Genomic DNA, 23,793 nt, shown 5'->3' with positions numbered 1-23,793 from the left:
AGGCGCATTATGTTAGAAAATGTAAGACTTTCCTTTCAGGGAATCTGGTCACACAAAATGCGTTCCTTCCTGACGATGCTGGGTATTATCATCGGAATTGCGTCGATCATCTCAATTGTCTCCACGATCAAGGGAACGAATGAGCAGATCAAACAGAACCTGATCGGAGCTGGAAACAACAACGTGACCGTCAGCTTAAAGCAGGGCGACGGCGATTACTGGATGGACAACGGACTGCCAAGCGGCGTGTCGAAACTGTCCGATGATCAGAAAAAGCGGATCCGCGAGCAGGATCAGGTGGAAAATGCATCGTTTTACACCGAAAGAACGTATGTGAGCGGCATCGCAAAAGGAAACACAACACTGGACAGTGCGAAGGCGCTTGGCGTGGATGAAAATTATCTGTCGACGTGCGGATATCAGATTTATCAGGGACGCGGCTTTGTGGAGAGCGATTTCTCGAAGACCCACAAAGTTGTCCTCCTCGACGATACCGCAGTGCTGACACTCTTCCCGGATGAGTCGCCGGTCGGCAAAACGATCGAGATCATGGGAGAGCCGTTCACGGTGATCGGCGTGATCAAAAAAGCCGATTCGTTCCAGCCGGTCATCAATTCCAGAGATGACTACTATACGTACAATCAGGAATCTTATCCGCTGGTGCTGATGCCGGATGTCTGCTGGCCGATCGTATTCCAGTATGATGAACCGGAAAATGCCGTTGTGATGGCAAAAACGACCGAGGATATGAGCACGGTGGGAAAGACAACAGCGGATATCATGAACGAATCCGTGACCAATACAACTGATTCTCTTTCCTATCAGGCAGAGGATCTGCTGGAGAAAGCAAAGAGTCTGCAGGAGTTAGGCCAGAGCACGAACCAGCAGCTGATCTGGATCGCGAGCATTTCGCTTCTGGTCGGCGGTATCGGTGTTATGAATATTATGCTGGTATCTGTAACGGAACGTACAAGCGAGATCGGCCTGAAAAAGGCGATCGGAGCAAGAAAACGCAGAATTCTGTTCCAGTTCCTGACCGAGGCGGCGGTGCTCACCAGCATCGGCGGACTGCTCGGCGTGCTGGGCGGCATTATCATGGCACAGGTGATTTCGAGGGTATCGCAGACGCCTGTGGCGATCAGTATTCCGGCAATCATTTTCTCCGTGGTCTTCTCCATGGTGATCGGTATCGTATTCGGACTGCTGCCGTCGGTAAAAGCAGCGAACCTGAATCCGATCGATGCGCTGCGAAGAGAATAGAACAAAAAAGAGTTGAAAAATCCGTGCGGGTACAGCGTAGGTGCTGGATCCGTGCGGATTTTTTGTGCGGCGTGTGCGGATGAAACTTAAGATCTTTACTTTTTGCGGAAAGTCGGTTATACTGGAAAATAAGCGCAATTTGCGGCGCAGCAAAGAGGCATTCGAGTTTCGGATTCGGTATGTTTATGAAAATATAAGAAAGATTCAAAGACATTTCACATTCGTTTATGGTATAATCAAACAAGAGTATGACCAACGAAAAGGAGTATACGCGAATGAATATTTTGTTTTTTATCACACCGAAAAGTGAAACGGCTTATCTGTATGACGACTGCTCACTTCGGCAGGCCATCGAGAAGATCGAATATCATAAATACACGGCGGTTCCGGTACTGAACAAAAAGGGCTGCTATGTGGGAACACTGACGGAAGGAGATCTGCTCCGCATCATAAAAGAACGGTATCTGCTGAATTACCATGAAGCAGAGGATATCCCGCTCTGGCAGGTTCCGAAACGGTGGAATTATGAGTCCGTCAACATCAACAGCAACATCGAGGACCTGATCGAGATGTCCATGCGGCAGAATTTCGTTCCAGTTGTGGATGACGAGGGAATCTTCATCGGCATCATCCGAAGAAGAGATATCATCCAGTACTGTTATCAGAAAAGCGGCATCAAAGAAGAGGAAGAAGCCCGGCGCAGCGCGCGGAAACAAAACGCAGAACAGATGATTCTGCAGTAAAGAAGAAAATGAGGGAAACATTATGAAAAAACTGATCGATCTTATCCAGGAAGAGCTGGTAAAAGCCTTTACCGCTGCGGAGATGGACCCGTCCTATGCAAGGGTTTCCGTTTCCAACCGCCCGGATCTGTGCGAATACCAGTGCAACGGCGCAATGGCAGCTGCAAAAGCATACCACAAAGCACCGATCCAGCTGGCTGAAGCAGTTGTAGAAAAAGTGACCGATCACAGCGTGATCGGTGAAATTGAAGCCGTAAAACCGGGATTCATCAACCTGAAAATCAACCCGGAATTTCTGGCAGATTATCTTTCCAAAATGCAGAACGATGAAGAGCTTTCTGTAGAGAAAGCAAAAAATCCGAAAACCATCATCGTAGATTACGGCGGAGCAAACGTGGCAAAACCGCTTCACGTCGGCCATCTCCGTTCCGCGATCATCGGCGAGAGCATCAAGCGTATGGGACGCTTCATGGGCCACAACATGATCGGTGACGTTCATCTTGGAGACTGGGGTCTGCAGATGGGACTGATCATCACCGAGCTGCAGGAGCGCCATCCGGAGCTTGTTTATTTTGATGAGTCTTTTACGGGAGAGTACCCGGAGGAAGCACCGTTTACGATCAGCGAGCTCGAGGAGATTTATCCTTGCGCAAGCGGCAAATCGAAAGAGGACGAGGACTATAAGAAACGTGCACTCGAGGCAACGAGAGAGCTGCAGCAGGGCAGAAGAGGATATCGTGCGATCTGGAAACACATTATGAACGTTTCTGTTGCCGATCTGAAAAAGAACTATGGAAACCTCGACGTTCATTTCGATCTGTGGATGGGTGAGTCCGATGCACAGGAGTACATTCCGGACATGGTAGATTACCTGAAAGACAATGGTTATGCACATTATGACCAGGGCGCACTCGTTGTTGATGTCAAAGAAGAGACAGACACAAAAGAGATCCCGCCGTGCATGATCTTAAAATCCGATGGAGCAGCTCTGTATGATACGACAGACCTGGCAACCATCATCCAGCGTATGAAACTGTACAAGCCGGACGAGATCTGCTATCTGGCAGACAAACGTCAGGAGCTTCACTTCGTACAGTGTTTCCGCTGTGCAAGAAAAGCAAAACTGGTGAATGATGATACCGTTCTTTCCTTTATCGGCTTTGGTACCATGAACGGAAAAGACGGAAAACCGTTCAAGACCCGTGAGGGCGGCGTTATGCGTCTGGAGCGTCTGATCGGCGAGATCAACGATGAGATGTATCAGAAGATCGTGGAGAACCGCAGCGTAAAAGATACGGATGCAAGAGGAACGGCACAGATTGTCGGACTGTCTGCTATTAAATACGGTGACCTGTCCAACCAGGCATCGAAAGATTATGTATTCGATGTTGAGAGATTTACTTCCTTCGAGGGAAACACCGGTCCGTACATCCTGTACACGATCGTTCGTACAAAATCCATCCTCGGAAAATATAAAGAAGAGGGAAATGAACTGAAGAAAGGCGCACTTCTGGCACCGAAGAGCGACAGCGAGAAAGCTCTGATGCTTTCCGTATCCCGTTTCAACGGCGTTGTGGAGAACGCATTCGAGGAGAAAGCACCGCATAAGATCTGTGCTTATATCTACGAGCTTGCAAACGAGTTCAACCATTTCTACCACGAGACCAAGATCTTAAGTGAGCAGGATGAGGCAAGAAAAGCATCTTACCTGGCACTGCTGGATCTTGTCCGCGAGGTACTTGAGACCTGCATCGACCTGCTGGGATTCTCGGCACCGGAACGGATGTAAGATTCGTCAAGAGGGAAAAAATAGATAAAAAACAGGCGATTTTTTTGGCAGCCGTCGGCTTCTGTAGTTCTTGCGGAAACGGCGGCTGTTGTGTTATACTTACATCACGATTTTTCATCCGCTTGGACATTCGTCCTGAAAAATCGATTCTATATTACTCTATCGAAGAGCCATTCGGCTCAATTTATATCCATGTACAAAAACAGAATATCGGACTGACAAACACTTTGACGTAAAAAGAGGAGGCGGGATCATTGGAAAAGTAGAACTTCCGGGAGGGAAGTATCGCCTGCTGTCAGTGCTCGGAAGAGGGGCAACGTCTGTCGTTTATCTTGCAGAGAAAACTGGATCCGGAAAGCGGTATGCAGTCAAGGTAAGTATATGTGACAGGGAAAAACTGCGCCGGGAAGCGTTTCTTTTACAGAAGTTTTCATATCCCGGGATTCCCTGTGCGGTGGAACTTCTGGAAAGTGGGACAAAAAGCTTTCTGGTGATGGAAGCTGTAAACGGAAAATCTATCGGACAGCGTATGCGTAAGGGAGAACGGTTTTCCAGCCGGGAAATTCTGAAAACGGGAATTGCCCTGAGCGGGATTCTCTGTTATCTCCATGCACAGAACCCGCCGGTTTTCTACCGGGATCTGAAGCCGGACAACGTGATGATAACAGAGCGTGGTGAAATATACCTTGTGGATTTCGGTGCAGCCGGAACAGAAGAAACGGGTGTGGAAGTCCGTTATGGAACCCGCGGTTATGCAGCGCCGGAGCAGTATGACGGGAAGTGTGACGCCCGTTCCGATCTTTATGCACTCGGCGCACTGCTTGCGGCAATGGCGAAGCATGCGAAAAAGCGGCAGAAAAGAGGACTCTGGCGGGTGATGGAAAAGTGTATGCAGAAAAAGCCGGAGGAGCGGTATGCGTCTGCCGGAGAAGTCAAAAAGGCACTGCGGCGGCTGGAAAGAAAGCAAAAAGGCAGGAAGACTCTGCGGATCTTTGCAGTTTTTGCTTTTCTGACAGGAGGAGCGGCTGCGGTTGCCAGCAGGATGCCATGGGGGCAGTTTCCGGCGGCAGACGAATGGGAGGAGCAGGGAGATCTCTGGTTCTGCGGAAATCCGGTGGAAGAAGGCAGTCTGCCGAACTACCAGAAAGCGCGGGAAGCGTTCTTAAAGGCAGACCATCTCAGTCAGGCGGGGCGTGTGGAGCAGGAACTTGTGGAATACTGTCTGGCGGATGATGCGGCAAGGGAAAAAATGCAGATGGAGCCATTGCTGGCTGAATTTTATGATGACACGCAGCAGGAGCCGGAAAAGGAAAAACGCTGCCGCAGATATCTTGCTGTTGCAGGAATGTATTTCAGTTTTTCCGAAGAACTGGCGCGTGAAAATGACACAGACGCCATGCGGAAAGGAATCGAAGTGCTGGAAAAGGCCGCAGGCGAGAATATGGAGGGGCAGTGGGAGGCGGTTATCTGGCAGAGACTGGCGGATGCGTGCTATCTTGGCGGAAAATCCGGGGATGGGGAAAGAGAACAGGACTGGTGCCAGGAGAGTTTTCTCTATTACGAACGGCTTCTGTGCAGCAGACAGGATGGAAACCGGCGGAAAAATCTGCTCAGGGCCGCAGAGCTGGCACTTCAGTTCGACATGCAGGAAAAAGCAGAACAGTACCTCAACGAGGCCGCAGAAATTCCGGGAATGGAGGAGGATATTTTTTATCAGCAGATCAGAAAAAGATGGGAGGAAGCAGGATGAGAAAAAAGACCATATGCGCAATGATGACAGGATTCCTGGCAGTCCAGGGAATCGAAGTCCACGCGGAGACACAGCAGACGACAGGCGAGGCCGCAAGTGCGGTGGAAAGCGTGGAATTAGAAGCTGAAATCATCGAGAACAGTGATGTGACAGATGCAGACGGGAAAGCCGGACCGGAGGAACTGCTGCCGGACGAAAAGTCAGAAGAAGAACCGCCTATAGAAGAGAAACCAGAGCAGGAACCAGAGCCGCCGGAAGAGAAAACAGATCCGGCAGAGACCGGAAAGAAAGAGAAAGAAGGAGAAGAAAAAATGCTTCCCCCGACGGTAATTCCGGATCCGGAGAAAGAACCAGCGGAAAGGTGGGAAGAAGAGGAGAAAGAAATTTCGGAAGATTCAGAATCGGGGAAGCCAGGAGAATTGCCGGAGGCAGGAGATATGGGTTCCGGGGAATCGGAATCAGAGGAAGGATGTGAAGAAACAGATACAAAAGAATCAGAGACAGAAGAGTCAGATTCGGAGAGAACGGATTTTGGAGAAATGGACACAGAAAAACCAGATTATGAAGATACAGGTTCAGAAAAATCCGGAACGGAAAATTTGATGCCAGAAGATCCGGAACCGGAAAAGCCTGATATGGAAGAAACGAAGCAGGAATCTCCGTCAACCGAAAAAGAGTCAGAAAATCAAACCTCGGAAACAAAAGCACCAGAAAAAGAGGAGCCTACCGTAATGCCAGATGCCGGAAAGTCAAACACAGAAAAGCAGGAACAAACGGGGCCCGGGCAATCGTCTCCGGAGAAAGAAGAACTCAAAACAGACGAACAGCTGCCCGTTGCTGCAGCCACGCCCGAGGAGGTGACCCAAGATCCAGATGATATTCCGCTACAAACAGAAGAAAGCAGTCCTCCGCCTGCCGAAACTCCATCTAAGAGTGCCGGGGAGGAGCCATCTCAAATACGGCCGCAGATCATCGCCGATTTCGTATTATCACAGATAGCAGACGAAGATTTCGAAGCGCCGAACCCCCTGATTATCCGCCCGGCCGACACCAGCGTCGAAATAGATCCCGGTTATACCCCGGAAATTCTGCTCGAGGGAGCCGCCGACACGGCTGAAATTCTTTCCTGCATGGTAAATGGCTCCGAAGCCGAATACGAATGGAAAGAAAACAAAATCTGTCTGAAAGCCGAGAGCCTTTCCGAAGGCTACAACCGCATCACTGTAAAAGTGCGTGGCGCAGACGGCATTGTACGAACCATGAAACCGTGGGAAGTCAACGTGAAACCAAAAACTTCCACACTTGTCAGCCAAAGAACCAGCCAGAAACCAAAAGGAACCCGCCTCTTGCAGTCCTTAAGGCGCCTCTGGAACCTGATTCGTGCCATTGCCGAAATTCAGAATCAGACCACCCGCTATCTGCGTGCACTCTGCAGAAAATAGCCTGATCCGGTTTTGTTTGTATTTCTAATTTCGATATGCTAGAATAAAAGACATGTCATACGATAAAAAAGTAAAAGAGGAAATAAGAGTATGTCAGATATGATATTATTTGATCTGGACGGAACCCTGACCGATTCCGGTCCTGGAATTACAAGATGCGTACAGTATGCGCTGGCATCCTTTGGCATCGAAGAGCCGGATCTGGAAAAACTGAACTGTTACGTGGGACCGCCGCTTCTGGAATCTTTCATGAATTTTGCAGGCCTTGGCTGCGAAGAAGCACAGCAGGCCATCACAAAATACCGGGAGCGGTACGAGGCAGAGGGCATTTTTGAAAATGAAGTATACGAGGGAATCCCGGAGGTTCTGGCGTATCTGAAAGAGAAGGGAAAAATTCTGGCGGTAGCATCGTCCAAACCGGAAAAATACGTGGAGCAGATCCTGGAGCATTTCGAAATCAGAAAGTATTTTACCGTAGTAACCGGTTCAGAAATGAACGAAACCAGAACCGACAAAGGAGAAGTCATCGCAGAGACGCTGCGCCGACTCGGAGCAGAAGACAGCCGTTCCGACGTGGTGATGGTTGGTGACAGAAGCTATGACGTAATCGGGGCAAGAGAAAACGGACTGCTCTGTGTCGGCGTATCGTATGGGTACGGCGGAAGAGAAGAACTCGAGGCAGCAGGTGCCGCAAAGGTATGTGATACACCGGAAGAACTGAAACTGCTGGCGGAGGATCCGAAAGAAGAGAAGAAAAGACGCGACCGCATCAAAAAAATGAAGCCGGAGCGTATCCCGTGGCTGACAAGAGGAGAAAGTGGAACAGGAATCTTTGCGCAGAAAGAGAAAAAAGCAGAGAATATAAAAGAAAAAAGGACAGCGAAAACAGAGCCAAAAACGGAGGAAATCGTAATTCCTATCCAGCGGAAGCTATGGCGTCTTTTAAAACCGCTTCTGACGTACGAACTGTTTCTGATCGGAGCAACCGTACTTCTGGCGCTGATCCTGATGACGTTTACGACCGGCGGTTATCTGGAAGAGCGTATGCACGCGACATCCGTTCTTGCATCAGCAATCGGCAGTCTGGCGGCGATCCCGGTTCTCTGGAAACAGTACAAAAAAGATGAAGGCATGTTCCCGAAACCGGAAAAACGGTGGAGTGCGGCAGAGGCAGCCGCCTGTATTCTGCTGGTTATGACCTTCGGCCATCTCCTGAATACTGTAATGAACGTGACCGGCTTTACCAGAATCTTTTCCGGCTATCAGGACATGGCATCAAAGATTTATGAAGGACAGAACCCGCTGCTTCTGATCCTGTCCGTCGGTGTGCTGAGCGCGGCCGCAGAGGAAATTGTTTTCCGCGGCATGATTTACCGCAGGGCAAAAGATTTCTGGGGAACCGGCTGGGGCATCGCAGCATCATGTCTGCTGTTCGGTGCATATCACGGCAATGTGACGCAGTTTGTCTATGCAGCCGTGGTAAGTGTGCTTCTGATCCTTATTTATGAGCGGTGCGGAACACTCCTTGCCCCGGTTCTTGCGCACATGGCAGAAAATATCTGGGGACTTTACCGGAGCCAGTTCGTATCCTGGATGACCCAAAAAGCACCGGCAGGTGCATGGATGTTCATCTTTTTGGAAGCGGTAATCTGCGCCGGAACATTCTGGTATCTGTTTTTAAAGGATAAACAGGGAAAAACACAAAAATAACAGAAAAAAACCGCAGAATCCGCGAAAAAAATGCTTGTCATGAAAAAAACTCTGTGATACAATCTTACTGTTGCACAATAAGCACCCATGCGGTACCAAGGATGGTGCCTGTTTTTTGAAAAACAGGTTCCAAGGTGAAAAAACATGGGGAAGAATAAAACCATAAGGAGATAAAACAATGAGCGTAATTTCAATGAAACAGTTACTGGAAGCCGGTGTTCATTTCGGACATCAGACAAGAAGATGGAATCCTAAAATGGCTCCGTACATCTACACAGAGCGTAATGGTATCTACATCATCGACCTGCAGAAATCTGTAGGAATGGTAGATGACGCATACAAAGCTGTTGCAGACATCGCAGCAGACGGCGGCACAATCCTTTTCGTAGGAACCAAAAAACAGGCTCAGGACGCTATCGCTGTTGAGGCAGAGCGCTGCGGAATGTACTATGTAAACGAGAGATGGCTCGGCGGTATGCTGACCAACTTCAAAACCATCCAGAGCCGTATTGCAAGACTGAAAGCAATCGAGACCATGGAGCAGGATGGCACCTTCGAAGTTCTTCCGAAAAAAGAAGTCATTGAGTTAAAGAAAGAGCTTGCAAAACTGCAGAAAAACCTTGGCGGTATCAAAGAAATGAAGAGACTGCCGGACGCTATCTTCGTAGTAGATCCGAAAAAAGAGAGAATCTGCGTACAGGAAGCTCATACACTGGGAATTCCGCTGATCGGTATCTGCGATACCAACTGCGATCCGGAAGAGCTTGACTATGTAATTCCGGGTAATGACGACGCTATCCGTGCCGTAAAACTGATCGTTTCCAAAATGGCAGACGCAGTTATCGAGGCAAAACAGGGCGAGGCTGAGGAAGCTGCATACGAAGAAGCAGCAGAGACAGACGCTGAATAATTTACGCGAAGTAATGAACTGGGGGGAACTTGAAATTCAGGTTCCCTTCGGCGAATCTCACAATAGCAGACCGGCATGAAGATGCAGTCTGCTGAATCACGTATACGGAGGAATAAAACAATGGCTATTACAGCAGCAATGGTAAAAGAGTTAAGAGAAGTAGCGGTGCTGGTATGATGGACTGCAAGAAAGCTCTTACAGCTACCGAAGGTGATATGGACAAAGCAATGGAGTTCCTGAGAGAAAAAGGACTTGCTACTGCTCAGAAAAAAGCTGGCAGAATCGCAGCTGAGGGTATCGTTATGCTGAACGTATCCGAGGATGGAAAGAAAGCTGTCGCTGTAGAAGTAAACGCTGAGACAGACTTCGTTGCAAAGAACGAGAAATTCCGTGGCTATGTAGCACAGGTTGCAGAGCAGGCTATGGATACAACTGCAGCAGACGTAGAAGGATTCCTGGCAGAGCCTTGGAAATTCGATACCAACGAGACCGTTGGCGAAGAGCTGGCTCATCAGATCGCTACCATCGGCGAGAACATGAACATCCGTCGTTTCCAGCAGGTAAAAGAGGAGAACGGTTTCGTTGCTTCTTATACTCATATGGGCGGTAAAATCGGTGTTCTGGTTGACGTTGAGACAGATGTTGTAAACGATGACCTCAAAGAGATGGCTAAAAACGTTGCAATGCAGATTGCAGCTCTTCGTCCGCAGTACACAAACCGCGACGAAGTAAGCGCTGATTACATCGCACATGAGAAAGAAATCCTCATGGCTCAGATTCAGAACGACCCGAAAGAGTCTCAGAAACCGGAAAAAGTTATCCAGGGAATGATCCAGGGCCGTATCAACAAAGAGCTCAAAGAGATCTGCCTGCTTGACCAGGTATACGTAAAAGCAGAAGACGGAAAACAGTCCGTAGCTCAGTACGTAGCACAGGTTGCTAAAGCAAACAACGCAACCGTAGCAGTAAAAGGTTTCGTTCGTTTCGAGACCGGTGAAGGAATCGAGAAGAAAGAAGAGAACTTTGCTGAGGAAGTTGCTAAACAGATGAACGCATAATTCAACTGTGAATTTGTAAAAATAACGCAAAAATATAAAACCCTCATAAATGTGCAGAAAATACACGATTTATGAGGGTTTTTTACTGTCACAGGCAGTATCCATCGGAAATGCAGTAAGTGCCCTGAAGGATACCGTCCCCGGAGATTTCCCGGCAATGAATCTTTCGGAGATTTGTGAATTAATCCAGGAACATAAATCGAATGGTCCGGTAATGGAGATGAAACGTTAAACATAAGAAAAGAGGAACAAATTTGAAAAAACAAGACAAAAGAAACTGGCCGAAAGCAGTGATTCAGATCCTTTCTTTCCTGCTGATCCCGGGCTTGTTTGAGGCGCAGTTTTCTGCGGTTGGGACGATTATTTCCGCAGTTTATCAGGGGACGGTTTCGTGGGAACGGATCAGGTATTCGGTATGGATGGTGCTGGCGACGGTTCCGGCGGTGATTATTGTGGGACGGTTTTTCTGCGGATATTTCTGCAGCTTCGGGGCTGTGCAGGATTTTCTGTGGTTTGCAGGAAATAAGCTGAAAAAGCGGTTTCGAAAAGCAGGTGCGAAAAACCTGCATTCAAATTCAAAGAAGAGTGGAAGAAATGTTCCAACAGGCTGGATCAAATATGGTGTGCTCCTGTTCTGGGCAGTCTTCGTATGGAGCGGTATGATAAAATGGAACATCGCAGGGCCGTGGCAGGTATTTGGACAGTACAGTTCCATCGGACACTGGCCGGGTGTGAAGCCGATGTTTTCGATTGGCGGTGCGCTGATTCTGGTGATTTTCGTCGGATCCGTCTTAATCCAGCGCTTTTTCTGCCGGTATCTCTGTCCCATGGGAGCCATCTACAGCCTGATTTCCAGATGTACTCTGTTAAAAATTGTAAAACCGCGGAGCAAATGCGGAAACTGCCGTCTCTGTACTGCAAAATGTACCATGGGAATTGATCTGACAGAAAAAGAGCAGACGGCAGGCGGCGAGTGTATTGGATGCGGGGGATGTATAAACGGATGTCTGAAGAACAATGCACACTGGAAGTACCGATACAGCGTGTGGATCGGTGTCGGGGTGACCTGCCTTACGATTGCAGCGTCACAGTTCCTGATCCGGAGCGAGAGCGGTTCCGTTGGTAAGACAGCAGGTGATGCGGCCATTGATACGGCAGAACAAAATCTGGACAGCAGATTCCAGGACGGCACTTATTCCGGAAGTGGAGAAGGCTACCGCGGAACCGTGACCGTTTCCGTAAAAGTGGAACAGGGAACGATAACCGGACTGACGATAGAGAACGCCGAGGATGATCAGACATATCTGGACAGAGCAAAGTCAGGAATCTTTTCGGAAATCATGAAAAAACAGAGTGCCGAGGAGATAGATACCGTTTCCGGCGCCACCTACAGCAGTAAAGGGTTGATTGAGGCCACTCAAAATGCGTTAAAAGAAGCCGCCGGAGATGAGAATACTGTACAGGAAAATACAGCATCTGAATCGACGGATACAACGGAAGAAAAACAGGCATTCCTGGACGCCGGCCGTTTCCACGACCTGAAAGACGGCATCTGCACGGGTACCGCCGATGCCTTCCGCGGGGATGTCGAAGTGCAGGTAACGGTAGAAAACCAGAAAGTGACCGACATCTCCATCCTTTCCTACTGCGACACCGAGGAATACTTTTTCCGTGCAGCGCCTTACGTGATAGGGCAGATGAAAGAAGAACAGAGCCTTAACATCGACGCCTTGAGCGGTGCCACCTACAGCAGCAACGGTATCATTCACGCCACCGCCAATGCACTCGAAATCCCGGAAGACGAATATGCACCGCGTCCTGGCCGGGATCTGGCACATAAGCAGAAAGAGCACGGTCATATTGTAAAACATACGATCGAGAGCCAGGAGCAGTATGAAGAAAAAGTAAAAGAATACGAAGACGCACAGAATTAAAAAACAAAAATAATCTCAAAATAAGCACTGTAAATACATCCATCTGTATTTGCAGTGCTTTTCTGCTGTAACAGAACCCCGCCTGACTGCATCAAAAATATAAAAAATTTAACAATCATTTGATATAGACCTTATAGGAACAGGATAGCAGTTAAAATACAAATGTGCTACGATCGTGATTGTAGTAAAAAATATTCTGAAAGAAATGGCAGGAACAGCAAAAATACAGCGGTTAGGCTGGAGTCTGGAATGGATGCAGCGCATATCTGAAAAAGGAAACGAAAACCTGGGACAGCTGGGATATACGGATCATTCGCAGAAACACTGTATGCAGGTTGCCCATCAGGCAGAGTACGGTGCACTTCTTGCAAATGAACTTTTAAAAGAAACGGATATGACGTTGGAAGACAGAGTAACCATCGTTCCTCGGTTCTGCAGTTATTGCAGCTGTAAAACTGGCAGGCGGAACGATCAACGTGGCGGTTGCATGCCTGGCGATTTTATTTGCACTGGGATTTGTTTTCCTGAAAATTGCAGATCGGCAGCCGATGGCGGGGGAGAGATAAAACAGAACATAGCATAAAAAATCTCAAAGCAGGAGAGAAATCCGCTTTGAGATTTTTTGCGTTTCACTCCGGGGTTCCGCAATGAGAGGTTTTGTGGTACAATAAGCAGTGAGTCGGGCCGCAGGGGATGAGGGGGCCTGAAAAATATGAATCATACAGACAGGATGAAACAAAAATGGAAAAAACCAAAAAACTGGCGGTAGGCATTTTAGCGCATGTCGATGCGGGAAAGACGACGCTGGCAGAGGGAATTTTATATAAAACAGGCCAGATCCGGAAAGCCGGAAGAGTGGATCACAAGGACGCCTTTCTGGACACGGAGGAACTGGAAAAAGCAAGGGGCATCACGATCTTTTCCAAACAGGCCGTGCTGAAGCTGAACGAGACGGAGGTCACACTCCTTGACACGCCGGGCCATGTGGATTTCTCGGCGGAGATGGAGCGCACTTTACAGGTCATGGACTATGCGGTTCTTCTGATCAGCGGTGCGGACGGCGTGCAGGGGCATGTGGAAACCCTGTGGCGGCTGCTCGCGCGGTATGAGATCCCGGTCTTTCTCTTTATCAACAAGATGGATCAGCCGGGCACGGATGCGGAAAAACTGCTGGAAGAACTGCAGAGCCGTCTCTCAGAGCACTGCCTGAATTTCTCGCAGGATCTCCAGAACTCAGAATTGCTGGAAGAACTCGCCATGTGTGATGAGGACGTGCTGGAGCAGTATCTGGAAACGGGAAGCGTGGAAGAAAACCAGATCCGCACGATGATCGCAGAGCGGAAGGTTTTTCCGTGCTGCTTTGGCTCTGCACTCAAGATGGAGGGCGTGACGGAATTTCTGAAAATTCTGGACCGGTTTACAAAAACGCCGGAGTACGGCGGGGATTTTGGCGCGCGCGTTTTTAAGATTTCAAGGGACACGGCAGGAAACCGTCTGACGCATCTGAAAATCACGGGCGGCGTGCTGAAGGTGAAGCAGATGCTCGGCGAAGAAAAGGCAGACCAGATCCGTATTTATTCCGGTGCGGGCTATACGATGGTACAGGAAGCACCGGCGGGGACGATCTGTGCCGTAACGGGACTGAACAGCACTTTCTCCGGTCAGGGCATCGGCAACGAAACCGAGGCGGAAAAACCGGTGCTGGAGCCGGTGCTGACGTACCGCATCGAGCTTCCGCCGGACTGCGATGTCCATCAGATGCTTGGAAAACTGCGCCAGTTAGAAGAAGAAATCCCGGAGCTCCACATTGTCTGGAATGAGCGCCTCGCGGAAATCCATGCGCAGGTCATGGGTGAGGTGCAGATCGAGATCTTAAAGAGTCTGATCCACGAGCGTTTCGGCGAATGGGTGGAATTCGGAGCCGGAAATATTGTATACAAAGAGACGATCCGCAGTACCGTGGAGGGTGTCGGCCATTTCGAGCCGCTGCGCCATTATGCGGAAGTTCATTTGCTGCTGGAGCCGGCAGAACCGGGCAGCGGACTGCAGATTGGAACCGTCTGCGGCGAGGACACCCTGGACCGCAACTGGCAGCGTCTGATCCTCACACATCTGCTGGAGCGGAAGCATCCCGGCGTGCTGACCGGGTCGGAGATTACCGATATGAAAATCACGCTGGTCAAGGGCCGTGCGCACATTAAGCACACCGAGGGCGGCGACTTCCGCCAGGCGACGTACCGTGCGGTGCGGCAGGGGCTGAAAAAAGCAGAATCCGTTCTGCTGGAGCCGGTCTATGCGTTCCGTCTGGAAATTCCGTCGGAATCGACGGGACGGGCGCTGAACGATATCCAGCGGATGTACGGCAGTTTTGAACCGCCGGAAATGGAAGGCGATATGACAGTGATCACCGGAACCGCACCGGTTGTGACGATGCGGGATTATCAGAAAGAAGTGACTGCTTACAGCCGGGGACGCGGAAGAGTGTTCTGTACCTTAAAAGGATATGAGCCGTGTCACAACGCGGAGGAAGTGATTGCCTCCATCGGCTACGATTCCGAGGCGGATGTGGAAAATCCGACGGGTTCTGTGTTCTGTGCCCACGGGGCAGGCTTTGTCGTTCCATGGAATGAAGTGGAAGACCATATGCATCTGGAATACACGCTGGAAAATCCGGAAGAAGAAAGCGATTCAGCCGAATCTGCGGCAGACCGGAGCGGCGGAGCATCCTCTGCGCAGAAAGCAAAAAAAGCATCCGACCGCGTGCCGATGGCAGCTTCCCTGCAGGAGGCAAAGGAGCTGGAAGAAATCTTTACGAGGACATACGGCAAAGTGGAGCGGAAGCGCGCCGGTTTCGAGCGGCGGACACGTCCGGTCACCTCGTCATCCGGCATCGGGGATCCCAAATATGCAAAATCAAACCGCCCGAAGGAGCCGCAGGAGGAATATCTGCTGGTGGACGGCTATAACATTATTTTTGCATGGGATGATTTAAATGAGCTGGCGAGGTATAATATTGAGAGCGCCAGAGGAAAGCTGATGGACATCCTGTCAAATTATCAGGGATATAAAAAAATGACGCTGATTCTTGTCTTTGATGCCTACAAAGTAAAAGGCAACCAGGGTGAGGTCGGCATGTACCATAATATTCATGTCGTTTATACGAAAGAGGCGGAGACGGCTGACCAGTACATCGAGAAAACGGTTCACAGGATCGGCCACAACGGCAACGTAACGGTGGCTTCCTCGGACGGTCTCGAGCAGATCATCATTATGGGAGCGGGCGCGCATCGTCTCTCCGCACGGGATCTGCGCACCGAGATTGAACATACAAACGGCCAGATCCGGGAAAACTATCTGGAGAAAGAACAGAAAACGAAGTCGTATCTGCTGGAGAACGCCTCTGGAGAACTGGGAGACTTTTTAAAAGAGCTGGAAGAAGAGCGAAAAAAAGAGAGTAAAAAGAGCAAAGGAAAGGCTTAAGATGAATTACGCAATCATATTATCGGGGGGAATCGGAACGAGAATGCAGATGGGGGATTTTCCGAAGCAGTATTTGGAAGTGGAAAAGAAACCGATTCTGCTGTATACGCTGGAGCAGTTTCAGAAAAGCAGTGCCGTTGAGAAAATCGTCATCGTGGCGGCAGATGCCTGGAGAGAGAAGATCCGCGGATGGATGGAAGAAGACGGGATTACGAAATTTCTCGCCTTTGCGGATGCCGGGGATACGCGGCAGGAATCCATTCATAATGGCCTTACCGTCTGCATGGAGGATTCCGTATTGGAGAACGACGGTGTGATCATCCACGACGGCGTGCGGCCTCTGGTGAGCGAACAGCTGATTGGCGACTGCCTTGCGGCGCTTGCCGATCATGAGGCTGTATGCCGGTGCTGCCGATGAAGGACACGATCTATCAGAGCAGCGATGGAACGAAAATTGACCATCTGCTGGAGCGCAGCACGCTGTTTGCCGGTCAGGCGCCGGAAGCCTTCCGGCTGCATCCGTACGCGAAGATCAACAGGGAAGCATCGAAAGAGGAGCTGTCCCTCACAAGGGGAACGAGTGAAATTGCCTACCGCCATGGAATGGATGTGGCGATGATCCCAGGGGATGAGCGGAACTTTAAGATTACAACAAGGAGCGACCTGGAGCGTTTCTGTACGATTGTGGAAGGAGAAACGAAATGAGAGCATACGAGCTGCATGGAGTCAATGATTTAAGAAGGGAAGACATCGAAAAACCGGAAATCCCATCCGGCTGGGTTCTGGTGCAGGTAAAGGCATCAGGAATCTGCAGCTCCGATATTCCGCGGATTTTCACAAACGGAACATACCATTTTCCAACGATTCCGGGTCACGAGTTTTCAGGCGTGGTTGCCGCATACGGCGAGGGTGTGCCGGAAGAGCGAGTTGGAAAACGGGTCGGCATTTTCCCGCTGATCCCATGCCGCACCTGCCGCAGTGCCGGCAGAAAAAATATGAGATGTGCGAACACTACGATTACCTCGGCTCGCGCCGGGACGGCGGCTTTGCGGAATACGTGGCCGTGCCGGACTGGAACCTGATGGAGCTGCCGGAAAACGTCAGCTTCCGCGAGGCAGCAATGCTGGAGCCGCTCTCTGTGGCGCTTCATGCGGTGAAACGAAGCGGTGTGAAGCCGGGCGATACCGCAGCAGTGATCGGAACGGGCATGATCGGTTTTGCAGCGGCAGCGTGGGCGAAAGCGCTCGGCGCCGAAACCGTTTTTGTGATTGGACGGGGCGAAGCAAAACGTGCGATCGCAGAACAGATCCCGGGCATCTCATATGTGACGGAAGAGGAGAGTAAAGCGATTCAGGCGGATGTTGTAGTAGAAGCGGTCGGAACGCCGCAGGCCGTTTCCAGTGCAGTTCTTCTTGCAAGACCGGGCGGAAGCATCGTGCTGATGGGAAATCCATCGGGCGATCTTGCGATGGAAAAGAACGTGTACTGGCGCATCCTGCGCAAACAGCTGAACCTGATGGGAACGTGGAATTCTTCTTATGAAAAAGATGAAGCCTGCGACTGGACGGAGGCACTCGATGCGCTTTCGAAGAAGAAAATCCCGGCACAGGCGCTGATCACGCACTGTTTCCCGTCCGAAAAGCTGATGGACGGACTGGAACTGATGAAAAATCATAAAGAGCCATACTGTAAAGTAATGGTTTCATGGGAGTAGAAATATGAGAAAAAGTCAGATATCGGCATCCATGATGTGCTCAAACCTTGTGGATCTGCAGGTGACGATCGATGTATTTGAAAAAGAAAAAGTCGAATATCTCCATATCGATGTGATGGACGGCGAGTTCGTTCCGAACTTCGGCCTTGGCGTCGACTACATCCGCGGACTGCGGGAACTGACGAGTATTCCGCTCGATCTTCATCTGATGATTAAAGACCCGGAGTACAAGCTGCCGTGGATCGGCATTCACAAAGAGGACATCGTGACGATTCATTATGAGAGCACTTTCCAGGTGCAGCGCGCGCTCGATTACCTCGTGCCGTACGGCTGCAAGCGGTTCCTCGCGATCAACCCGGCGACACCGATCGGGCAGATCGAGGAAGTGCTTGATTATATCGACGGCGTCAATCTTCTGATGGTGAATCCGGGCTTTGCCGGACAGAAAATTGTGCCGAGTACGCTGCGCAAGGCGGAAAAGCTGCAGAAATTTCTGCAGGAGATGCACCGGGAGGACATCATTTTAGAAGTGGACGGAAACATTACGAAGGAGCACGGCGCGACGCTGCGTTCCTGTGGAGCCAGCATTTTTGTGGCGGGAACTTCGAGCATTTTCTGCACCGATGTATCGCACTTCGGAGAAAAAATCCGGGAATTCCGGAAAGCAGTGGAATAAGAAAAAGAACTGCCTTCCCGGGATGCACGGTTTGAAAAACAGACGAATACTGTAAAGTGAGAAATGACGGAGTGTGTCATATGGTAGAATTGCTTCTGCTTGCTGCGGCGCTCTCAGCCGATAACTTTGCAGTAAGCATCGGATATGGAAGCAGCAATACGAGAATTTCACCCGGCATGACGGCGCTGCTGAATCTGTTTTGCAGTGCTGCCCTGGTTGCTTCCGCGCAGTTTGGAAAAAGATTTCTGCAGTCCGCAGGACCGGAATGGGGAACCAGAGTGGGTGCGGGCTGCTTTTTTCTTATGGGAACGCTGAAAATTTTTGAAGAACTGAGAAAACGCAGAAGAAAAAAGCAGGGAAAACCAGAAACAAGACTGGAACATCTGGAAAAACAGCTCCACCCACTGGAATTTGGCCTGCTGGCGGTTTCGATGTCGGTGGATGGAATTGTCTCCGGCGTCTTTGCCGCGGATCTTCCGGTGACAGGAGGACAGATCTTTTTTGCCTCCTTCGCGGTCGGAATGGCGGCGATGTATGCCGGAACTGCCATCGGAAAAAAGACGGGGCAGAAAAACGGCGGAAACGGAGCACTGTTCGGAGGAATTCTGTTCTATTTACTGGCGTTTTTAAAGCTCACATAGAATTACATGTAAGAAAGAAAAACCAGCAGATCCCGGCGTAAAATTGACAAGCCCGTGCAGATATGCTATAAAAGTAGGAGGTTTGCTGCTGGAAAATTTAAAAAACAGATGCAGCAGACAAAGTAAGAGAGGAAAATACATGATTTCAGTAGTAATCCCTTCGTACAACGGTGCAGAAACACTGTTTCAGGCAATCGACTCAGTCCTTTGCCAGACAACAAAAACCCCGCTGGAAATCCTGGTGATCGACGACCATTCCACGGACGATACGCTGGAAAAGATGGGGCGTTACGGAGAAAATGACCGGGTACGGTATATCCGGAATGAGACAAACAAAGGAGCATCCGCATCCAGAAACCACGGTGTACAGCTCGCAAAGGGCGATTACATTGCCTTTCTGGACGCGGATGATTACTGGGATCCCGAAAAACTGGAAAAGCAGGAAAAAGCCCTTGCAAAGACCGGTGATGTGCTCTGCTGTACGGGTCGGGAGCTGATTTACGATCAGGAACCGGAAAAGCAGAAGATTTTTTCTGTCCCGGAGCGGATCACCTACAAAATGCTGCTGCGCGGCAACGTGATCGGCTGCTCGTCGGTACTGGCCAAAAGAAGCGTTCTGCTGGAATTCCCGATGGAAAAGGACGAGTGCCACGAGGATTATCTGGACTGGCTGCGGATCCTGAAAAAATACGGGACAGCCTGCGGTGTGGATGAGCCTTTGCTGAAATACCGGCTGTCCAGCACGGGAAAATCGGGGAATAAACTGCATTCTGCAGGAATGACGTACCGTGTTTACCGCGAGCTGGGAATGGGAACGTTCCGCTCCCTGTACTGTTTTGCGTGCTATGCCGTAAACGGTGTGCGGAAGTATTACGGTAAGGGCAAAAAGAGAGGAAGAGATTGATGAACTATAAAAACAGGGAACAGTACAAACATCTGATGCGTGTCCTGGCGGTCGCGGCGATTGTGCTTCTGGAATGCGCTGTTTTTTCTGTGTTCTGGGACAGATACTATGCGAGCCACCTGTGGCTGGAGCCGTTCTGGGATAAGGGAAATCAGATTATCGTCGTGATCTACGGCATTTTTCTTCTGGTTTTCATGTACATTTACGGCGGCATGAAGATCGGCTACATGAAGGGAAGCAGCATCATCTATTCCCAGATGATGACGGCATTCTGTGCCAATGCGCTGATGTATCTGCAGATTATCCTGCTGTGGCGCCACCTGCCGTACATTCTGCCGATGGTCGGCATGACACTCGTGGACTTTGCGCTGGCAGGCATTGTATCCTGGCTTTTTGAGAAGACGTTTGCGCGTCTCTTTCCGCCAAGAGAGGTGCTTCTGATTTACGGTGAATACCCGATGGAAAGCCTGGAGCTGAAGATGAACCAGCGGCCGGACAAGTATATTGTAGCACATAAGGTGAGCACGGAAGTGGGAGAGAAAGAGCTCTGCCGCCAGATTGACACATACGGTCAGGAGGGTGTGATCCTGGGCGATCTTCATTCGGAGCTGCGCAACCGTCTGCTGAAATATTGCTATGCGAAAGAAATCCGTGTCTATCTGACGCCGAAGCTGTCGGATATTATGGTACGGAAAGCGGAAGCGCTCCATATTTTCGATACACCGCTTCTGCTCGCGCGAAACAGTGGTCTTTCGTTTGATCAGAGATTCTGCAAGCGCCTGCTGGATCTGCTCGTATCGACGATTCTTCTTGTGATCACGTCGCCGATTATGCTGATCGCAGCGCTCTGCATCAAGCTGTATGACCATGGCCCGGTGTTCTTTAAACAGAAACGTCTCACGATCGGCGGAAAAGAATTCTATGTCTACAAATTCCGAAGCATGATCGTGGATGCCGAAAAAGACGGCGTAGCCCGCCTGGCAACGAAGAACGACAGCCGCATTACGCCGGTCGGAAAGGTGATCCGCGCGACGAGAATTGATGAGCTGCCGCAGCTTCTGAACATTTTCAAGGGCGATATGAGCGTCGTCGGACCGCGCCCGGAGCGGCCGGAGATTGCAAAGGAATATGAGGAATCGATTCCGGAGTTTGCTTACCGTCTGAAAGTAAAGGCAGGCCTTACCGGCTACGCCAGATTTACGGAAAGTACAACACGACCGCATACGACAAGTTGAAGCTGGATCTGATGTACATAGAGAGCTATTCGATTTTAGAGGATCTGAAGCTGATTCTTGCAACCTTTAAGATTGTCTTCACAAAGGAGAGCACAGAAGGGCTCGAGGAAGGACAGACGATCAGCCTGAACGCGAAGGAAGAGGAGAAAAAAGATGTTTAATACCGAGGACGAAATTCTGCGCCGGCTGCAGGAAAAAAATCTGGAAATGGCCGTTATGTTTTACCACTGGTGCCAGAGAAATCATCTGACCTGTTATCTCTGCGGCGGCGGCTGTATCGGTGCAATCCGCCACGGCGGCTTTATTCCGTGGGACGATGATCTCGACTTTTTCATGCCGCGGAAAGATTACGAGAAGTTCCTGAAAATCTGGGATACGCAGGAGGAGAGTAAAATCTACAAGCTCGAGTACCCGAAAGAGGGCTTCTGCAATGCTCACACGTTTGCGAACATCCGCGACAGCCGCACCACGCAGGTGAAAAAGGAGCAGGTCGATATGGATCTCTGCCACGGCGTTGCACTTGATATTCTCCCGATCGAGGGCTATGCACCGGGAAACCTTGCGCGGAAATGGCAGGTGATCGAGGGAAAGATTTTCCAGCTCTTCTGCACGCAGGTTATTCCGACCAAAGAACGCCACGGCGCGTTTATGCATTACCTGGGAACGATTCTGCTGGCGCTGGCTCCGACGCAGAAGATGCGGTACCGGATCTGGAAGCAGGCAGAGAACTATATTACAAAATTTGATATCGACAGCCCGCGGGTGGACGGCATCACCGAGATGTGCGCACCGCAGGCGATTCTCCGGAAATATCCGAAAAAGATTTTTGCATCGGCGATTGAGGTTCCGTTCGAGAACGAGCGCCTGCCGATTCCGGTCGGATATGACACATATCTGCGCATGGCGTTCGGCGATTATATGAAACTGCCGCCGAAAGAACAGCAGAAAGGCCACCACGATGCGGCGTTTCTGGATCTCGATCATCCGTATGAGCAGTATAAGGGGATACACTACTGCTGTAAGAAATAAAGAAAGAGGATAAAACAATGCCGGAAATTTCAATCATTACCCCGGTGTATCAGGCAGAAAAATTTTTAAAAAAATGTGTGGATTCCATTCTCTCCCAGTCTTTTACGGACTGGGAGCTGCTTCTTGTAGATGATGGAAGCACCGACAAGAGCAGTGAAATCTGCCGGACATACGCAGAACAGGATGCGCGGATCCGTTATCACCAAAAAGAGAACGGCGGTGTCAGTTCGGCGCGGAATGCGGGCGTTGCGCTTGCAGAGGGGCGTTATATCACGTTTGTGGACAGCGACGATTTCGCAGCGGAGGATCTTCTGGAAACACTGTATCGTCTGGCGGAAAAATATGATGCCGAAATGAGTATCTGCCGCGGATACGATCTCTATGAAGGAAGGCCGGTGCCGGATCTGAAACAGGAGGGAATCGAATCTGTGACCGACAGCGAGGAGGGACTGCGCCAGGTGATGAAGGCGCGCGTGTTCGGCGTGATGCCGTGGGGCAAGCTGTATCGGAGAGAGATTTTCGAGGGCGTTGTCTATCCGGAGAAAACAATCGCCGAGGATGCATACGTCATCGTTCCGTTAATGGAGCACTGCCGGAAGGTGGCCTTTTCCACAGCACAGAAATACTATTATGTGCACCGGCGCGAAAGCCTCACGACAAGCGGTTTTCGCTGGTCAGATCTGGGTTCGGTGGAAGTATGGGATCATAATCAGAATGTCGTGGAAGAACGCCACCCGGCGCTGAAAAAAGAAGCAGGTGTGCGCTGCTGCTGGGCGCGGTTTTTCGTGCTGGACAAGCTGATGCTGTTGGAAACCATGGACGCGGAGAAAAAGGCGCTTGCGAAGAGGCTGGCAAAAGAGCTTAAAAAGCATCCGCTTCTGGTACTGGAAGGCGATCACTTCACGAATGGGCGGAAAATCGCCTATCTGACCCTGTTTCTGGGAACCGGAATTTACCGGCAGTGCGTTCGTGCACTGTTCCGGAAAAGAAATTTATAAAAAATGCGGCAGAAACGAATGAGATTTCCGTTTCTGCCGCATTTTTATATGGATTTTTCTAGCTTTCTTTTTCGGAAAGCAGAACACCGTTTTTATCAAACACATACGTTGTTCCGTCAATTTTTTTCGTCCCGGTGACGCATCCGCCCCAGCTCTGGAAATAATATGTTTTTCCGTCAATTTCTGCCCAGCCGGTCTGCATGGAAGCATCATCGTTGAAGTAATACCAGTTGTTTTTATAATAGAACCACTGCGATTTTCTCGCACCGCCCCAGCTGTAGGTAAAGTACCAGACACCTTCCCGGATCACCCATTGGTTTGCCGGCATGACGCCGTTTTCATCAACAAAATAAAGATTGTTGTCGTACGTAAAGGCTTCATCCGTTTTCCGTGTACAGTCCTCATTAATATAATAGTATTTATTCTGAAGCAGCAGCCAGCCTTCGTGTGCGGCACCGCCCCAGCTTCTGAGATAATAATAGTTTCCATCCCATTTCAGCCACTGGTTCTGATACATTTT

General features: G+C 50.0%; 17 protein-coding genes and 3 pseudogenes. 19 read left to right on the top strand and 1 reads right to left on the bottom strand.

What is annotated here, in order from left to right; all coding sequences use genetic code 11:
* Positions 1-9 precede the first annotated feature (9 nt).
* The 19 genes and pseudogenes from DXA93_RS03565 to DXA93_RS03455 all read left to right on the top strand — a co-directional run bounded on the left by DXA93_RS03565 (position 10) and on the right by DXA93_RS03455 (position 23,273).
* The gene (locus tag DXA93_RS03565; protein WP_055219448.1) at positions 10-1,260 is read left to right on the top strand and encodes an ABC transporter permease; all 1,251 of its coding nucleotides are present in this window, start codon (positions 10-12) and stop codon (positions 1,258-1,260) included.
* A gap of 275 nt (positions 1,261-1,535) precedes the next feature.
* On the top strand, positions 1,536-2,003 hold the full coding sequence (locus tag DXA93_RS03560; RefSeq protein WP_022461147.1) for a CBS domain-containing protein: 468 nt from the start codon (positions 1,536-1,538) through the stop codon (positions 2,001-2,003).
* 22 nt (positions 2,004-2,025) lie between these two features.
* A complete protein-coding gene (argS, locus tag DXA93_RS03555) occupies positions 2,026-3,792 on the top strand; it encodes an arginine--tRNA ligase (RefSeq protein ID WP_117509243.1) in 1,767 nt (588 codons plus the stop codon).
* A gap of 142 nt (positions 3,793-3,934) precedes the next feature.
* On the top strand, positions 3,935-5,542 hold the full coding sequence (locus DXA93_RS03550) for a serine/threonine protein kinase (protein WP_117509242.1): 1,608 nt from the start codon (positions 3,935-3,937) through the stop codon (positions 5,540-5,542).
* Entirely contained in the window at positions 5,539-6,984 is a 1,446-nt protein-coding gene (locus DXA93_RS03545) for a hypothetical protein (RefSeq protein ID WP_022461150.1), read from the top strand. Before DXA93_RS03550 ends, DXA93_RS03545 begins: the two co-directional genes overlap by 4 nt.
* A 90-nt stretch (positions 6,985-7,074) precedes the next feature.
* The gene (locus tag DXA93_RS19400) at positions 7,075-8,694 is read left to right on the top strand and encodes an HAD hydrolase-like protein (protein WP_022461151.1); all 1,620 of its coding nucleotides are present in this window, start codon (positions 7,075-7,077) and stop codon (positions 8,692-8,694) included.
* A 178-nt stretch (positions 8,695-8,872) separates the two neighbouring features.
* Positions 8,873-9,604 (top strand): 30S ribosomal protein S2, encoded by a 732-nt coding sequence (rpsB, locus tag DXA93_RS03535; RefSeq protein WP_022461152.1) that lies wholly within the window; start codon positions 8,873-8,875, stop codon positions 9,602-9,604.
* A 120-nt stretch (positions 9,605-9,724) separates the two neighbouring features.
* Positions 9,725-10,662, top strand: a pseudogene (tsf, locus tag DXA93_RS03530) (translation elongation factor Ts).
* A 254-nt stretch (positions 10,663-10,916) separates the two neighbouring features.
* Positions 10,917-12,596, top strand: a complete 1,680-nt coding sequence (locus DXA93_RS03520; protein WP_118595168.1) for an FMN-binding protein — start codon at positions 10,917-10,919, stop codon at positions 12,594-12,596.
* Positions 12,597-13,337: 741 nt separating this feature from the next.
* Positions 13,338-16,076, top strand: a complete 2,739-nt coding sequence (locus tag DXA93_RS03505; protein WP_119207742.1) for a translation factor GTPase family protein — start codon at positions 13,338-13,340, stop codon at positions 16,074-16,076.
* A gap of 1 nt (position 16,077) precedes the next feature.
* A pseudogene (locus DXA93_RS19020) lies at positions 16,078-16,781 on the top strand (IspD/TarI family cytidylyltransferase).
* Positions 16,778-17,158: an alcohol dehydrogenase catalytic domain-containing protein gene (locus DXA93_RS03490; RefSeq protein WP_119207740.1), complete on the top strand. Its 381-nt coding sequence runs from the start codon at positions 16,778-16,780 to the stop codon at positions 17,156-17,158. The pseudogene DXA93_RS19020 and the gene DXA93_RS03490 overlap by 4 nt, the downstream one beginning before the upstream one ends.
* Entirely contained in the window at positions 17,077-17,790 is a 714-nt protein-coding gene (locus DXA93_RS03485; RefSeq protein ID WP_119221471.1) for a zinc-binding dehydrogenase, read from the top strand. The genes DXA93_RS03490 and DXA93_RS03485 overlap by 82 nt, the downstream gene beginning before the upstream one ends.
* A 4-nt stretch (positions 17,791-17,794) precedes the next feature.
* Positions 17,795-18,466 (top strand): ribulose-phosphate 3-epimerase, encoded by a 672-nt coding sequence (locus tag DXA93_RS03480; protein ID WP_117509238.1) that lies wholly within the window; start codon positions 17,795-17,797, stop codon positions 18,464-18,466.
* An 80-nt stretch (positions 18,467-18,546) separates the two neighbouring features.
* Positions 18,547-19,107 (top strand): manganese efflux pump, encoded by a 561-nt coding sequence (locus tag DXA93_RS03475; protein ID WP_022462992.1) that lies wholly within the window; start codon positions 18,547-18,549, stop codon positions 19,105-19,107.
* 139 nt (positions 19,108-19,246) lie between these two features.
* Positions 19,247-20,011: a glycosyltransferase family 2 protein gene (locus DXA93_RS03470; protein ID WP_117760928.1), complete on the top strand. Its 765-nt coding sequence runs from the start codon at positions 19,247-19,249 to the stop codon at positions 20,009-20,011.
* Positions 20,011-21,407 (top strand): annotated as a pseudogene (locus DXA93_RS03465) (sugar transferase). The gene DXA93_RS03470 and the pseudogene DXA93_RS03465 overlap by 1 nt, the downstream one beginning before the upstream one ends.
* Positions 21,400-22,275 carry a LicD family protein gene (locus DXA93_RS03460; RefSeq protein ID WP_055219421.1) on the top strand — a complete coding sequence of 292 codons (876 nt, stop codon included), beginning with the start codon at positions 21,400-21,402 and terminating at the stop codon, positions 22,273-22,275. The pseudogene DXA93_RS03465 and the gene DXA93_RS03460 overlap by 8 nt, the downstream one beginning before the upstream one ends.
* 17 nt (positions 22,276-22,292) lie before the next feature.
* Positions 22,293-23,273, top strand: a complete 981-nt coding sequence (locus DXA93_RS03455; protein WP_055219419.1) for a glycosyltransferase family 2 protein — start codon at positions 22,293-22,295, stop codon at positions 23,271-23,273.
* 58 nt (positions 23,274-23,331) lie between these two features.
* On the opposite strand, the gene DXA93_RS03450 is transcribed toward DXA93_RS03455, so the two are convergent.
* Positions 23,332-23,790 carry a hypothetical protein gene (locus tag DXA93_RS03450; protein ID WP_119198064.1) on the bottom strand — a complete coding sequence of 153 codons (459 nt, stop codon included), beginning with the start codon at positions 23,788-23,790 and terminating at the stop codon, positions 23,332-23,334.
* Positions 23,791-23,793: the final 3 nt, after the last annotated feature.

The organism is Blautia sp. OF09-25XD, from assembly GCF_003482095.1.
Classification (GTDB): Bacteria; Bacillota; Clostridia; order Lachnospirales; family Lachnospiraceae; genus Fusicatenibacter; species Fusicatenibacter saccharivorans.
This window is presented reverse-complemented; position numbering and strand designations above follow the sequence as displayed.

Coding starts and splice junctions, on each gene's coding strand:
- DXA93_RS03490 (WP_119207740.1), top strand. CDS start 16,778: ATGAGAGCATACGAGCTGCATGGAGTCAATGATTTAAGAAGGGAAGAC.
- DXA93_RS03455 (WP_055219419.1), top strand. CDS start 22,293: ATGCCGGAAATTTCAATCATTACCCCGGTGTATCAGGCAGAAAAATTT.
- rpsB (WP_022461152.1), top strand. CDS start 8,873: ATGAGCGTAATTTCAATGAAACAGTTACTGGAAGCCGGTGTTCATTTC.
- DXA93_RS03560 (WP_022461147.1), top strand. CDS start 1,536: ATGAATATTTTGTTTTTTATCACACCGAAAAGTGAAACGGCTTATCTG.
- DXA93_RS03485 (WP_119221471.1), top strand. CDS start 17,077: ATGTGCGAACACTACGATTACCTCGGCTCGCGCCGGGACGGCGGCTTT.
- DXA93_RS03505 (WP_119207742.1), top strand. CDS start 13,338: ATGGAAAAAACCAAAAAACTGGCGGTAGGCATTTTAGCGCATGTCGAT.
- DXA93_RS03470 (WP_117760928.1), top strand. CDS start 19,247: ATGATTTCAGTAGTAATCCCTTCGTACAACGGTGCAGAAACACTGTTT.
- DXA93_RS03480 (WP_117509238.1), top strand. CDS start 17,795: ATGAGAAAAAGTCAGATATCGGCATCCATGATGTGCTCAAACCTTGTG.
- DXA93_RS03475 (WP_022462992.1), top strand. CDS start 18,547: ATGGTAGAATTGCTTCTGCTTGCTGCGGCGCTCTCAGCCGATAACTTT.
- DXA93_RS03565 (WP_055219448.1), top strand. CDS start 10: ATGTTAGAAAATGTAAGACTTTCCTTTCAGGGAATCTGGTCACACAAA.
- DXA93_RS19400 (WP_022461151.1), top strand. CDS start 7,075: ATGTCAGATATGATATTATTTGATCTGGACGGAACCCTGACCGATTCC.
- DXA93_RS03450 (WP_119198064.1), bottom strand. CDS start 23,790: ATGTATCAGAACCAGTGGCTGAAATGGGATGGAAACTATTATTATCTC.
- DXA93_RS03460 (WP_055219421.1), top strand. CDS start 21,400: ATGTTTAATACCGAGGACGAAATTCTGCGCCGGCTGCAGGAAAAAAAT.
- DXA93_RS03545 (WP_022461150.1), top strand. CDS start 5,539: ATGAGAAAAAAGACCATATGCGCAATGATGACAGGATTCCTGGCAGTC.
- argS (WP_117509243.1), top strand. CDS start 2,026: ATGAAAAAACTGATCGATCTTATCCAGGAAGAGCTGGTAAAAGCCTTT.